Annotated in this window: 11 protein-coding genes and 1 pseudogene; 4 read left to right on the top strand and 8 right to left on the bottom strand. The window is 63.3% G+C overall.

Translation table 11 applies throughout. From position 1 onward, the window contains the following. Positions 1 to 18 precede the first annotated feature (18 nt). Positions 19 to 1470 carry an aldehyde dehydrogenase gene (locus G6N51_RS07830; protein WP_083169309.1) on the bottom strand — a complete coding sequence of 484 codons (1452 nt, stop codon included), beginning with the start codon at positions 1468 to 1470 and terminating at the stop codon, positions 19 to 21. A 36-nt stretch (positions 1471 to 1506) separates the two neighbouring features. Beyond that, positions 1507 to 2271, bottom strand: a complete 765-nt coding sequence (locus tag G6N51_RS07825) for an SDR family NAD(P)-dependent oxidoreductase (protein ID WP_083169307.1) — start codon at positions 2269 to 2271, stop codon at positions 1507 to 1509. Between the two features lie 624 nt (positions 2272 to 2895). Between G6N51_RS07825 and G6N51_RS07820 the strand changes: the two genes are divergently transcribed. Together G6N51_RS07820 and G6N51_RS29115 are read left to right on the top strand one after the other, a co-directional pair. Further along, a complete protein-coding gene (locus G6N51_RS07820) occupies positions 2896 to 3237 on the top strand; it encodes an SDR family oxidoreductase (protein ID WP_372510060.1) in 342 nt (113 codons plus the stop codon). Between the two features lie 766 nt (positions 3238 to 4003). Next, positions 4004 to 4300, top strand: a complete 297-nt coding sequence (locus tag G6N51_RS29115) for a hypothetical protein (protein ID WP_232078267.1) — start codon at positions 4004 to 4006, stop codon at positions 4298 to 4300. Between the two features lie 235 nt (positions 4301 to 4535). On the opposite strand, the gene G6N51_RS07810 is transcribed toward G6N51_RS29115, so the two are convergent. Both G6N51_RS07810 and G6N51_RS07805 read right to left on the bottom strand, forming a co-directional pair. Continuing rightward, the gene (locus G6N51_RS07810) at positions 4536 to 4760 is read right to left on the bottom strand and encodes a hypothetical protein (protein WP_083169303.1); all 225 of its coding nucleotides are present in this window, start codon (positions 4758 to 4760) and stop codon (positions 4536 to 4538) included. Between the two features lie 43 nt (positions 4761 to 4803). After that, positions 4804 to 5382, bottom strand: a complete 579-nt coding sequence (locus G6N51_RS07805; RefSeq protein ID WP_083169301.1) for a TetR family transcriptional regulator — start codon at positions 5380 to 5382, stop codon at positions 4804 to 4806. 159 nt (positions 5383 to 5541) lie between these two features. Between G6N51_RS07805 and G6N51_RS07800 the strand changes: the two genes are divergently transcribed. Continuing rightward, the gene (locus G6N51_RS07800) at positions 5542 to 6354 is read left to right on the top strand and encodes a mycofactocin-coupled SDR family oxidoreductase (protein WP_083169299.1); all 813 of its coding nucleotides are present in this window, start codon (positions 5542 to 5544) and stop codon (positions 6352 to 6354) included. 34 nt (positions 6355 to 6388) lie between these two features. Continuing rightward, entirely contained in the window at positions 6389 to 7573 is a 1185-nt protein-coding gene (mftD, locus tag G6N51_RS07795) for a pre-mycofactocin synthase MftD (RefSeq protein ID WP_083169297.1), read from the top strand. A 262-nt stretch (positions 7574 to 7835) separates the two neighbouring features. On the opposite strand, the pseudogene G6N51_RS07790 reads toward mftD, so the two are convergent. The 4 genes and pseudogenes from G6N51_RS07790 to G6N51_RS07775 all read right to left on the bottom strand — a co-directional run. Further along, positions 7836 to 8156, bottom strand: a pseudogene (locus G6N51_RS07790) (SDR family NAD(P)-dependent oxidoreductase); the annotation flags it as partial. 396 nt (positions 8157 to 8552) lie between these two features. Then, a complete protein-coding gene (locus tag G6N51_RS07785; RefSeq protein WP_083169293.1) occupies positions 8553 to 10154 on the bottom strand; it encodes a GMC family oxidoreductase in 1602 nt (533 codons plus the stop codon). A 760-nt stretch (positions 10155 to 10914) separates the two neighbouring features. Beyond that, the gene (locus G6N51_RS07780; protein WP_083169291.1) at positions 10915 to 11712 is read right to left on the bottom strand and encodes a GntR family transcriptional regulator; all 798 of its coding nucleotides are present in this window, start codon (positions 11710 to 11712) and stop codon (positions 10915 to 10917) included. A gap of 44 nt (positions 11713 to 11756) precedes the next feature. After that, positions 11757 to 12914, bottom strand: a complete 1158-nt coding sequence (locus G6N51_RS07775) for an acyl-CoA dehydrogenase family protein (RefSeq protein WP_083169289.1) — start codon at positions 12912 to 12914, stop codon at positions 11757 to 11759. Positions 12915 to 12930 lie beyond the last annotated feature (16 nt).

Raw genomic sequence — 12930 nt, 5'->3', positions numbered from 1 at the left:
GACGGTCGTGGGTTCGGGTCATTCGTCGGTCCCGCCTAGCAGGATCGATTGGTATTCGATGAAGCCGGTGACGCCCTCGGGGCCACCTTCGCGGCCGATGCCTGATTCTTTGAAGCCGCCGAAGGGACTACCTAGATCGATTGGGGCTGAGGAGTTTACGGCGACTGAACCGGCTCGTAGCCGGGCAGCGAGGCGTTCGGCGCGGGTCGGGTCGGAGGTCCATACGCTGGCCGCCAAACCGTAGGGCGTGTCATTGGCGATCCGGACGGCCTCGTCGTCGTCGGAGTATTCGATAGCAAGCGCCACCGGGCCGAAGATCTCGTTACGGGCCAGCGCGGACGTGGTGTCGACGTCGGCGAACAACGTCGGCTCGAAGTAGTGGCCGGTGGTCAGGTCCGCCGGTCGGCGTCCGCCGGCGACGAGTCGGGCGGTCTTTGCGCCCTGCTCGACGGTGGCTTCGATCCGTTGCAGTGCCTGTGCCGAGATGACGGGGCCGATTTCGGTGGCGCGATCCGCCGGATCTCCGACGCGAAGGGACCGGACACGGTCGGCGAGCGCGCGGACCATTTCGTCATACCGTGTGCCGGGAATCAGTATGCGGGACAACGACGTACATACTTGGCCGCTACCGGCCATCGCGCCGAGCACTAGCGCGTCGATCAGCGCCTCGGAGATTTCGGCATCGTCGGTGACGATGGCGGCGGACTTGCCGCCGAGTTCCAGGGTGAGGCGGCGCAGGTCGCGGCCGCAGGCCTCCGCTATCCGGCGGCCCACTGCCGTCGATCCGGTGAAGCTGACCTTGTCGATTTCCGGGTGAGCCACCAGATGTGCGCTGACGGAGTCGTCGGCGGGGACGACGTTGAGGATGCCCCGCGGGATTCCCGCTTGTTCGGCGGTTTCAGCGAGCACGAACAGCGACAGGGGGGCCTCCAGCGACGGCTTGAGTACCACCGGGCAGCCGGCCAGCAACGCCGGCGCGATCTTGAGTGCGGTGGTGAATAGTGGTGCGTTCCATGGGACTACGGCGGCGACGACACCGACCGGCTCACGTCGGACCAGCACGGTCCCGCCGGTCAATGCCGGGCGTGTCTCCCGCCATGGATAGGTGGTGGCGAGCCGTTGATGCACGCGAAGTACGCCGATCGCCGAGCCGACTTGGGCATTGGCGGCCCAGGCGCGCGGGCTGCCCACCTCGTCGGAGATGAGTTCGGCCAGTTCGTCACCGCGCGCCTTGAGCGCTTTGGCCAATCGGGCGAGGCGCTCGCCGCGCTCGGCGGGCCCAAGGTCGAGCCACTCACGACTTTCGTGGGCCGCCCGGGCCGCGCGCACCGCGCGATCGACGTCAGCGACAGCGGCCAGCGGCACTTGGCCGATTGGCAATTCGGTGGCGGGTGAGTGAACCTCGACGTGGGTGTCGGTGTGCGGCTTGAGCCACTGTCCGTCGATGAATAGTCGGTCGTATGTCCGCATGCGGTGTCCTCCGCGGTTGGCTAGCTATCGGGGCGCTCAGCGGAGCAGGGTGCGGCCACCGTCGACCATGAGGGTGGCCCCTGTGACGTAGCGCAGATCGGTGGCCAAAGACACGATGACCGGTGCGATGTCGGTTTCGGAGTCGCCGAGCCGTCCAAGTGGGACCTTCTTCAGCACACCATCGAACCAGCGGGAATGCTGCTCGGCGTATTTCGCCACGTTCTCCGTCAGGGCGGCAGGGCACAAGACGTTGACCGTGATCCCGTAGCGGCCCCATTCCTTGGCAGCGTGCTTTGTGAGCCCGCGGATCGCTTCCTTGTTGGTGCCGTACGCGGAGAACCCCGGGTCGCCGTCGACGCCAGTGGACGACGCCATGTTCACGATGGTGCCGCCGGTCTGCTTCATGTACGGCAAGCACATTTGCATGGCATGGAAGGTGGGGAACAGCCCGCCATTCATCGCCGATTGCACCATGTCACTGGTGGTGTCCTCCAACGGGACCGGTACTCCCGCGCTCACCCCGCTCTGAGCGTTGTTGACCAAGATGGTCGGTGAGCCGAATTCGGACACGGTGCGGTCGATAACGCCCTTCAGCGCGTCGATGTCGGACACGTCGCAGCCGATGGCGATCGCCGTCCCACCGGAGGCGGTGATCTGCTCGACGACGTCGGCCACCCGGGAGTGCGTGCGGCTCGCCGCGCACACCGATGCGCCCTCGGCGGCCAATCGCACGGCGATCCCTCGGCCGATGCCCTGGCCGGCGCCGGTCACGATGGCCACCTGTCCCTTGAGTCTGCTCATTGCGGTGCTGGCTCCCATCCGTGCTCGTGGTCGAATGCGCTCATCGGCGGCCGGCGGGCCGCGAAACGGCATTATTCTCGGCGTTTCGGCCCACGGGGCTTGCGGTAATCGTCCGTGGGCCACGGCCAACGGGCCAATAAAGAGTGTACTATATGCCTGATGCGGGACTGCTGCGGTGGCGAGATCGCGTAGGTAGCCTGACACGATATCGTTCTGCAGAGCGATGCCCAGCCCACGGCGCCGGTGAGCCAGAACTCCTCGGCGATGACGCGTTGAAGCGGAAATCGACGATGTCGGCACCCCCGTACTTCGCGGGCATCTCCCAGCCCAGCAGATTTAGCTTGCCTACTTCTCGGTCGACGTGGCCGCGTTGCTACGACTCCTCGGTATGCGGCACACGGGAGGTTCGAACCACGAGCGTGCGGTGTTGCGGAACTCATCGTGTGCGGGCTCGAGAATCTTGCGTTTCACCTGACCTCCATCGGTGCGGGCATCCGATGGTCGCCCGGCGTGATCGGCGACTGACCCATGAACCCAATAAGCTGATACTCAAAGCAACAGCCGATTCCTACACGTTATACCTAATATATGGGGTGGTTGATCGCATTAATCTCATCCTAAATCTTGGCCCCTGAGGATCTGGACGAGACTACCCGGCTGGTCGAGAAGGCCGGGCGCCGGATCGTGGCCGGACAGGCCGACGTTCGCGATGGGGATCAGTTGACGACGCTGATCGATCGGGGAGTTGATGAATTGGGACGGCTGGACTTCTTCTTGGCCAATGCCGGGATCATGCCCAGTATTGGCGAACCGTCGCAACAACTCTCGGCGTTTCGTGATGCCATCGACGTCATGCTCACCGGCGTGTACCAGACCATCGAGGCGCAGGGCAGGTCATCAGCGTTGACGGCGGCATCGGTACTCAACGGGCGTATCTGGCCGACGTCGCCGAACTCGTTGGGATGAAGTGGCGCAGCTAGGACGTGGATGGATTGAGTCAGCGGGTGCAGGTGGCCAAGGCGCCCATCTGGGTTGGGTTGACCGGCGGTTGGGAGGGCCACATCGACGGGGGGGTATCCCATGGGCACGACGGAGGGTGTCGGTAACGTCGCGCAGCGCGCGAGGATCTTCGGTCGCTGTAAACCGCAGTGGAGCAAACAGGTGTGGGGGGCCGCATCGACGGTGCGGGCGGGTGTTGGTGGCACTAAGTGGTGGTGCGGTGGTGATGGGGGTCGGCTCCCATTAGGACCCACAGCGAATGCGTTGTCGCGTGGTGGCGTCTGCATCGCGGCGCTTTACCATTACCATTCAGCTACTGAGGTTGCGGTGAAACACCGATTGGAGACGTGCCATAGTTCGCAGTGCTGCTACCCCCGCTCGGGCGGCGAGGGGCCGTCACGTAGCAAGCCGCCGGCCCTGACTGAGGAGCAGATCGTCGAGGCGGCGCTTCAGGTTATCCGCGACGAAGGCTTGGAGGCGCTGTCGATGCGTCGGCTGTCGCGTCAGCTCAAGCGATCTGCGATGGCCGCATACTGGTACGTCGGATAAACAAGAGTTGCTGGACCTCGTTGCGGGCAGGTTGTTGTCGAGGGTCGAACTGCCTGATCCAGAGTCTGGCCCGTGGGATGTGCGAATCCGCGCCGTCATCCAAGACATCGATACACAGTTGCACAGTTATCCCGCGATTGCGGCGATCCTGTTGGAGCGCATGCGCCGAACCGACCGACGCCTCATGAACGGCATCATCGAGATTCTGCTCAGCGCTGGTTTCGAGGGCCCCGATGTGTTCCTCTCGTACGCGATGATTCACACCTACCTCTTTGGTCGGTACCAGGTGGTTGGGCTTGGCGACGACCTCAACACCGCCGATCTCGAGGACACGTTGGCGGCGTTGGTACCCCATCTTGCCGGCCTGCACGGCGCCGACTTCTTCAACTACGGAATCGACACCATCATCGAAGGTCTGCGGGTCCAACTTGCCGCGCGCCGGCCCGCCGCGCTCCGGCGCAAGACGCGCGCGTCCGAGTGACAGCGCCTTAGCCATTACGGGTCACCCGAAATTGGCGGGCGAGGATCTATGCGGCGTCCGTAGGTTGCTAGGGCCGTTATGCGCTGTATAAGTAGTCGGCGTCGCGTGAGCTCAGTGTCAGGGCCGCGATCAGGCTCGCTTTCTGCATGCCAGATCTAGGTCTAAAGGTGTTTCTTTTCAGGCGAATTGGTAGTGCTTTTGCCATCGGGTTGTTGACCGACGTGGATCGGATCGGTTAGCGATCGATCGTTTCGCGGAGATCGTCCGGCAGGGCGCCGGCGGTGATGTCTTCAGATTGGCCGAGGCCGGCGGGAAACATGATCGAGGTGCGCACGAATTGGCCGCCGTCGGCGGAATGGAGTACGCGACTAGACATGTACGCCGATTCATTGGACGCGAGGAACAGCGCGACGTAGGCATTGTCGCGCAGGTCGGGTGCTCGATCCAGCCGCACCGGCACGGCCCGCTTGTCGGGATCTCAGCGCACCGTCGGGCAGGTCCGCTTACAGATAGGGATGCAAGACCGATAGGAATTGGCGAGCGAGGACGAATTCGGAGATCTTCGGATCGTCGTGATGCGCCTGCAGCGCAACCCGGAATGCGCTGATCACCACTGATGACAGGAAATCAGCGGTCGGCGAGTCTGGCTGAAGTCCCAGGCGCGCGGCCAGCAATGGCCGCAACGCGCGTTGAGAGTCGGCGTGGATCCGCAGCCAGGTCGGTTCGAGTTCGGGTGAGTTGGGCAGTGTGACGAGAAACTCGCGATACCGCTCGGAGTACTCGCCCTCTGCCGCTTGCGCGAAGGCGGCGATGAGGTTCTCGACCAAAGGGGCGTCTGGATCGGTGTCAGCGAAAGCTTGAATGCAGGTCCTCCACATGGTGTCCAGGATGGGCGCGATCGCGTCAGCTTTCGTGCGGAAGTACCGATGGAAGGTGCGCACGGATACGCCCGCGGCGACGGCGACGGCGTCGATGGTGGTGTTGTCGAAGCCGTTGGCGGCGAACAACGCCAAAGCGACTGTCGAGATCTCTAATTCGGTGGCCTGCCGTCGGCGACGCCGTAAGTCACCCAACTCCATCATGCAGTGATGATACACACATTACGCCAACATGACATTTTCTGCCATGATGGCGTAATGTGAAGTTGCTGCGGTTGGTGGGTGCGGACCTGCAACGTGGCCGGATGCAAGAACCCTGGCGTCGAGGCGTCAGGCATCAGATGACAACAGGAGGAGGCACCCATGAACCGGGTAATTGGCAAGGTCGCTCTCGTTACAGGTGCGGCGCGCGGGCAGGGTCGAGCCGAGGCGGTCAAGCTCGCCCAGGAGGGCGCCGATGTGATCATCACCGACGTGTGCGCCCGGGCCACCGAGACCGACTACCCGCCAGCCACTGTCGAAGACCTCGCCGAAACCGCTCGGCTGGTGGAGAAGACCGGTCAGCGGGTTGTTCATTCGGTTGCCGACGTACGGGACCTTGCCGCGTTGGAAAGCCTTGTGCGCGAGGGTGTTGCAGAACTCGGGCGATTGGACATTGTCGTGGCCAACGCAGGGATCGTTAGTTGGGGCCGGTTTTGGGAGATGAGCCCACAAAGGTGGCAGGACATGATCGATATCAATCTGACCGGGGTCTATAACACGTTGCGCGCAGCCGCGCCGGCGATGATAGAAGCCGGTAACGGTGGGTCGGTCATTGCCACCAGCTCGGTCGCCGGAATCAAGTCGCTACCGGGGCAAGCCCACTACAGCGCCGCCAAGCACGGGGTCGTGGGGCTGGCCAAGTCGGCCGCCATCGAACTCGCCCCGTATCGCATCCGGGTCAACACCGTGCACCCGTGGGCGGTGAACACGGCCATGGGTCAACAGGGGACCGAAATGCAGAAAATCTTCTCCGACAACCCTTCCTACGCCGCGGCGATGGGACAGTACTGGTTCGATCCGGCGATCTCCGAGCCCGACGACATCGCCAATGTCGTGGTATTCCTGGCCAGCGACGAGTCGCGGACGATGACCGGCGCCCAGATCGCCGTCGATCACGGCGCCACCAAGATCTGATCTCAAACCCCACCGCAAAGAAGGACCTCTAGTCATGGCAAATCCATGGTTCGAAACCGTCGGCGAAGCTCAGCGCCGCGCGAAACGCAGACTGCCGCGCTCGGTATACTCCGCCTTGATCGCCGGAACCCAGGCTGGCGTTACTGTCAATGACAACGAAAAAGCCTTCGCCGAACTCGGATTCGCACCACACGTGATCGGTGTTCAGGCCCAACGCGATCTAACCACGACGGTATTGGATCAACACCTTTCCATGCCGGTTTTGATCTCCCCCACCGGAGTTCAGGCTGTCGATCCCGACGGCGAGGTCGCGGTGGCCCGCGCCGCCGCTGCGCGCGGGATCGCCATGGGGCTCTCAAGCTTCGCGTCCAAGCCGATCGAGGAGGTGGTTGCGGCCAACGACAAGACGCTCTTCCAACTCTATTGGGTGGGATCGCGCGATGAGATTCTGGCCAGGGCCGTGCGCGCCAAGCAAGCCGGCGCAACAGGATTGATCGTCACCACCGACTGGGTTTTCAACGTCGGCCGCGACTGGGGCAGCCCCGAAATACCCGAGCGGGTCAATCTGAGGGCACTGATGAAGCTCGCACCCGAGATTGCGGTGCGGCCGCCGTATGCGCTGCGCTGGGTGCGCGGGGGAAAGGTCACCATCCCGGATCTGACTGTCCCGAACATCAATGGCAAAAACGCCCCCGCGCCAACCTTCTTCGAAGCCTACGGTCAGTGGATGAACACCCCGCCGCCCACGTGGGATGACCTTCGATGGCTACGCGAGCAGTGGGATGGACCGTTCATGGTCAAGGGAATCACCCGTATCGACGACGCCAGGCGGGCTGTCGACATCGGCGCCTCTGCCATCTCGGTGTCCAACCACGGTGGGAACAACCTCGACGGAACGCCGGCGACGATCCGCGCTCTGGGTCCTGTCGCAGACGCGGTAGGCCACGAGGTCGAAGTCCTTCTCGACGGCGGCGTGCGCCGAGGTAGTGATGTGGTCAAAGCACTCGCCTTGGGTGCGCGCGCGGTGATGATCGGGCGCGCCTACCTGTGGGGCCTGGCGGCCAACGGCCAGGCCGGAGTGGAGAACGTGCTGGATCTGCTACGCATGGGCATCGATTCGACGCTGATGGGGCTGAGCTGCAGCAGGGTCCAGGAGGTCAACCGCGAACACATCATCGTCCCCGCAGGATTCGAGTCTGCGCTGGGCGTTTCTGCCTGACCTGCGGGTCGCAGGGTCACGGTCGGTCGACGCAGCCTCGACCGGGAGGCAGTCAAGTCAGACGACGGCAACTGCACGCAATCGACTTGGATGCACCGGCTTTCGGTTGCAGCGTCAGGCGCAGTGCGCCGCTGTGAGCGCCCTCCCCATCGTGATCTGACAAGAGGCCCGCCCCGCGGGGGATCTATTTGGAGTGGTGGCCGCCCGTTGGTGCCGATGAGGGCGGCCACCCCGGCCTGATCGCTGCGCATTGTCGATGGGGTGCGGATTGTCCGTCGCGGCCCACAATCCGCTCGGGGCGACCACCGAAGCCGCCGTGGGTGATGACGGCGTACCTGAGCGTGTCGAGTTCGCTGGCCTTAGCGATGGCGCCAGCGACGCTGTCGTCGTTTGCGACGTCGGTGTTGACGAAGACTGTCCCCTCACCAAGCTCGTCGGCGAGCTTATGGCCTTTGTCGTCGGCTAGGTCGGCGATGACAACCTTGAGACCGTCGGCGTGAAGCCGCCGAACGGTGGCCTCCCCCAGCCCGCCCGCACCACCGGTCACGATGGCCGATGCGCCGCTGAAAACCTGCTGGGTCAATGCGAACTCCTTGTGTCGGTGAAGCCATGCTCGATGTCGCTGGGCGCGTTCCAAACTCATTGGCGGCCCTATCATCTAAACCATATAGCGCATTGCGGTGCGCTCGTGCACCGCCTCTGGGGTCGGCCCTCGCCGCGTGTGCGATGTTTGGGGCGTGGTCTGCGACGACGATCTCGTGCCGGTGCCGAGCGAAAGGCGATTCAGCCGTGGGTGGGCGTTGGCCTGGCCAGCAGCATCGAGTCGCTGCCTGTCGGTCGGTCCGTACCGACTTGGGAGACGATCAGTATCCCGAATGCGATCAAGCAGCGAGCCGCCGCGACCAGCGGAAGTCTTCCGGCGGAGATCGGTGGCGGCTGCTGGCGTGTTCGGCGAGCGCCTCCATTGATACCCGCCGCGTCAGCGGTCGGCGAGGATGAGGTCTGCAGCCCGCCAGGCCATCGCCATCACCGGCCCGTTTAGATTGCCCGACACCATCGTCGGCATGACCGAGCAGTCCATGACGCGCAGACCGTCGACTCCACGCACCCGCAGTGTCGCGTCGACGACATCATCGTCGGCGGAGCCCATGGCGCAGGTGCCCACGGCGTGGTAGCCGCAGTAGCCCTGATCGAGCGAGGCGTCGATGATCTCCTGATCGGAAATCACTTCAAGTCCGGGCCGCGTTTCCTCAACGATCTCGTCGGCGATGGGCGACTGCTCGAAGATGGTGCGCAGGGTGCGGAACAGGCCCGTGATCGTGTCCCGATCGTGCCGAGTCGCATAGAAGTTGGGGTCGATGTCCATCGGCGCATTGGGATCGCGGGATGTGATCGTCACTGAGCCTTCGCTGTCGGGCCGAGAGATGAACCCGATCACTTGTAGGCCCGGTTGGCGCTCCACGCCGACGTCTTGTCCGGGCTCTAGCGGTTTGGCGGAGAAGGGCGCCATGAGCAGTTGAGCGTCCGGACGGTCTTTATCGGGGGACGTCTTGAAGAAGCCCAGCACGTCGTATGCCGAGGTAGACATCGGCCCCTTGTGGGTGGCGAGATACTCTATGCCACTGAGCGCTTGTGCCAGCGGTGTTGCCAACTTCCGGTTGTATCCGACGTCGCGCTTGAGCCGGTATTGAACCGCACAACAACGGTGTTCTCGCATCCGGCGCCCGACGTTGGGGCTGTCGACAATGGTGTCGATCTTGAGGCGTCGCAGTTCGGCAGAATCACCGATCCCGGACAGCTGCAGCAGCTTTGGCGTCGCCAGGCTGCCAAGGCACAGGATGACCTCGCGACCGGCAGTGAATGTGACCGGCATGTTTTTTGCGACGGCCGTGACGCCGGTCGCCTTATCGCCCTCGAATACCACTCCGGTGACTTGTGTATTCACCGAGATCGTCAGGTTGGGGCGTTTGCGGACCGGGCGCAGAAACGCCCACGCAGAACTGATCCGGCGCCCGTTTTTGATGGTCCGGGTCGCCGGCCCGACCCGGCACGAGTCGTCGGCGTTGAGATCGTCGGTGATCGTCATCCCCAATCCGGCGGCCGAGCTGATGAATTCGGCACAGATGGCGGGGAGGTGTTCGTCGACGGACACATCGAGTGGGCCGCCGACACCTCTGGTGGCGGCTGCGCCGAGCCCATGGTTTTCCATCTGCAGATAGATGGGCAGAATGTCGTTCCATCCCCAGCCAGGGTTGCCGAGCTTCACCAGGGTGTCGTAGTCGGCTGCGGCTCCCCGGTTGTACACCATGCCGTTGATGGCACTTGATCCGCCAAGCATGCGACCGCGCGTCCATTGCTCGACCAGCTGGGACGGGCCGATCGGCCGCACGGGATAATGCCAGGCGAGGGTGGGATGACCGACGAGCTTCCCAAAACCCTTCGGAATACGCACCAATGGGCTGCGGTCGCGCGGGCCGGCCTCGACAAGCAGCACTCGGTTAGCGGGATCCGCAGACAGCCGGTTCGCCAGGACGCATCCCGCCGAACCGGCACCGACGATGATGTAGTCGAAGTGGCTCATGGCGGCGACGCTCTCCTTTGTGAGATGTGACTTTTGCGCTGCGGAGCGAGTACGCGGTGTCGATACCGAGCGCTACTGGCGTGACGCATATAGTACACTCTTTACTGATCTGCTGGCGGGCGCTCTATTTGGGGCGTCGGGCGCTGCGTCGAATCGGGGTCGTGTCCAGCGTGTTGGCACCTGTCAGGTCGGGTGATGTGGGGTGTGGGCAGCGTCGTGACCCGAAGGCATTTGCGCAAGTGCGCTCGCCGATGACAGGTGCGACCATCGCTGGCGGCGGCTGGTAGTGTGCGGCCGAGTTGCTCTACTGCCAGATCCAGCTAGGGCACGATCGTGATGTTTTGCCGCGACAGTCGCTTCGCTTTCAGCGCATGTTCGGCGTGCTGCCGCTGATCGCGGTTTGTCTGGCCATAGTTCGGAGACTCTATGATTTGAGGACTCAGTGGGCAACCGGCCCAGGAGACCCCGAATTCAAGCTCATCGCTGACGTCATAGTCCGGACTGGGATCCCAGGGTCACCTCCACGGAGATTCAAGTCAACCCGTACCGTGTATAAATTTATCTGTTTTGATCTAGTGTGTGTGGCCTGCGTGCCGCAGGCACGGATCGGCGCTCAACGGGCCAGTTTGGAATCGTGACGGCCCTGAGATAGGGCAGAGGTCGGTGCGAAGTGGTAGACCGGGGGCCATGCGGACGTCTCAGGTGCGGAGCTTGCCGCCGGATTCCCGGCGGACCTATCACTACTACAACAGGCCAGTCGTTAGGCGCCGTCGTGGTGGAGTTGGCGGGGTGTGTGCGAGCCTGCCAGCGATACAGAATCTCGCCGTAGTGTCACGCGGTAGGTGTAGTGCTCGGGCAAAAAGTAGCTAATCGATAATTCGACCGGTTCACCGAGGTCGTTGGAGTAAAGCCGGTCCACCCGCAAGACGGGATGGCTGAGGGGGCAGCGCAGTTCGGCTGCAACCTGGTCAGAGGCCAGCGCCACCGTAATGGACTGCGCCGCTTGGGTAATAGGCCGGTCCAGGCGGGGATCGAGCAATCCGATCACGGTCGCCGTGCTGACAGCGTCGGCTTTGAGTTCGGGGGCGTCTGCTAGAAGTTGGGCGCACGGGGGAGTGAGGTGAACGGTTGTCACGACGAAGGGGACGTCGTCGTGCAGTCGTATAAACACGATCGTGTACTGGGCGTCGGATTCGAGGCGCAATCGGCCCGCGGCTTCGATGTCAATGCAGCGTTGCAGTGGGCTGACGACCCGCATGGTGGTGTCTAAGGACAGACACATCAGGTCTTCGATTGAACCCAGTTGGCGCAGGTAGCGGCCTGCCCTGCCCTCTGCGGCGAACGTGCCTCGGCCCGGGACTCGGTAGACCAGGCCCTCGGCAACCAATTCGGAAAACGCATGCCGAACTGTTTGCCTGCTCAATCCGTAAGACTGCGAGAGCTCGGATTCTGTAGGCAATTGCTCGCCGTTTGAGTAGCGGCCGGAGGTGATCTGGGCGCGCAGGTCGCGGGCGACTTGCCGGTACGCCGGTCCGCTGTCTGATCGGCTGAGTGTCATCGTCTCGAGGGTATTAGCCGCTCGCCGGGATCGCGGTCGATCCGTCAGATGGCATCGACGCCACGCTCGATGAGTTGCGTGGCAATGACGTTGCGCTGGATCTCGTTGGTGCCCTCTCCCACGATCATCAGCGGGGCGTCGCGGAAATAGCGTTCGACGGGATACTCCGTGGAATACCCATACCCGCCGTGGACGCGCACCGCGTCCAAGGCGATCTGCATGGCGGCTTCGGAGGCGAACAGTTTTGCCATTCCCGCTTCCATGTCGCAGCGCTGGTTGCTGTTGAAGCGTTCAGCAGCCAGCAAGGTGAGTTGGCGCGCGGCGGCAAGTTTGGTGGCCATGTCCGCCAGCATGTTACCCACGGCCTGGTGTTTCCAGATGGGTTTATCGAAGCTCTCGCGCACTTGGGCGTATGCCAGCGCGTCCTCAAGAGCCGCGCGTCCGACCCCCAGCGCTCGTGCGGCGACCTGGATGCGGCCGGTCTCCAGGCCTTTCATCATTTGACTGAACCCTTTGCCGGTGGCGCCGCCGAGAACGGCGTCTGTGCTGGCCCGGTAGTCGGCGAAGCGCAACTCACAGCTCTCCACGCCTTTGTAGCCGAGCTTTGGTAGGTCGCGGGAGACTTCGAGGCCGGGCCCATGCTGCACAAGGAGAATTGACATGCCCGTGTGAGGGGGCTTTGCTTGGGGATCTGTTTTGCACAGCAAGGCGATGAGGCCGGCACGGCGAGCGTTGCTGATCCATGTCTTGGCTCCGTTGATGACGTAGTTGTCGTCGAGCAGCGATGCGGTCGTCGTCATGGCTTGCAGGTCAGACCCACCGCCGGGTTCGGTGAGGGCCATGGTGGCGCGCAATTCGCCAGTTGCCATGGGCGGCAAATAGGTTTGTTTCTGCTCCTCGGTGCCGAAATCCAACAGCAGCTTAGCCACGACGGTGTGTCCGCCCATCGCACCGGCCAGGCTCATCCAGCCTCGGGCGAGTTCTTCGGTGACGTGCACGTAGCAGGGCATCGAGACCTCGGCACCACCGTATTGTTCGGGTATGGCGAGACCATAGATGCCAATCCGCTTCATCTGTTCAATAAGTTTGTCCGGGTAGGTGTTCGCGTGCTCGAGTTCGGTGACGACCGGCTTGACGTCGCGGTCGACGAAGCGCCGCACGGTCTTGATGAGCAGTTCCTCTTCTTCGGTTAAAGACGCCATGGTGGTTCTTTCTTCG

Source organism: Mycobacterium paraseoulense (assembly GCF_010731655.1).
GTDB classification, from domain to species: domain Bacteria; phylum Actinomycetota; class Actinomycetes; order Mycobacteriales; family Mycobacteriaceae; genus Mycobacterium; species Mycobacterium paraseoulense.
Note: the sequence above shows the minus strand (reverse complement) of the source record. Positions and strands in the feature narration are given on the sequence as shown.

Bases quoted from the DNA above. Each gene is read 5' to 3' on its own strand.
- G6N51_RS07830 (WP_083169309.1), bottom strand. From the start codon at position 1,470: ATGCGGACATACGACCGACTATTCATCGACGGACAGTGGCTCAAGCCG.
- G6N51_RS07825 (WP_083169307.1), bottom strand. From the start codon at position 2,271: ATGAGCAGACTCAAGGGACAGGTGGCCATCGTGACCGGCGCCGGCCAG.
- G6N51_RS29115 (WP_232078267.1), top strand. From the start codon at position 4,004: ATGAACGGCATCATCGAGATTCTGCTCAGCGCTGGTTTCGAGGGCCCC.
- G6N51_RS07805 (WP_083169301.1), bottom strand. From the start codon at position 5,382: ATGATGGAGTTGGGTGACTTACGGCGTCGCCGACGGCAGGCCACCGAA.
- G6N51_RS07800 (WP_083169299.1), top strand. From the start codon at position 5,542: ATGAACCGGGTAATTGGCAAGGTCGCTCTCGTTACAGGTGCGGCGCGC.
- mftD (WP_083169297.1), top strand. From the start codon at position 6,389: ATGGCAAATCCATGGTTCGAAACCGTCGGCGAAGCTCAGCGCCGCGCG.
- G6N51_RS07785 (WP_083169293.1), bottom strand. From the start codon at position 10,154: ATGAGCCACTTCGACTACATCATCGTCGGTGCCGGTTCGGCGGGATGC.
- G6N51_RS07780 (WP_083169291.1), bottom strand. From the start codon at position 11,712: ATGACACTCAGCCGATCAGACAGCGGACCGGCGTACCGGCAAGTCGCC.
- G6N51_RS07775 (WP_083169289.1), bottom strand. From the start codon at position 12,914: ATGGCGTCTTTAACCGAAGAAGAGGAACTGCTCATCAAGACCGTGCGG.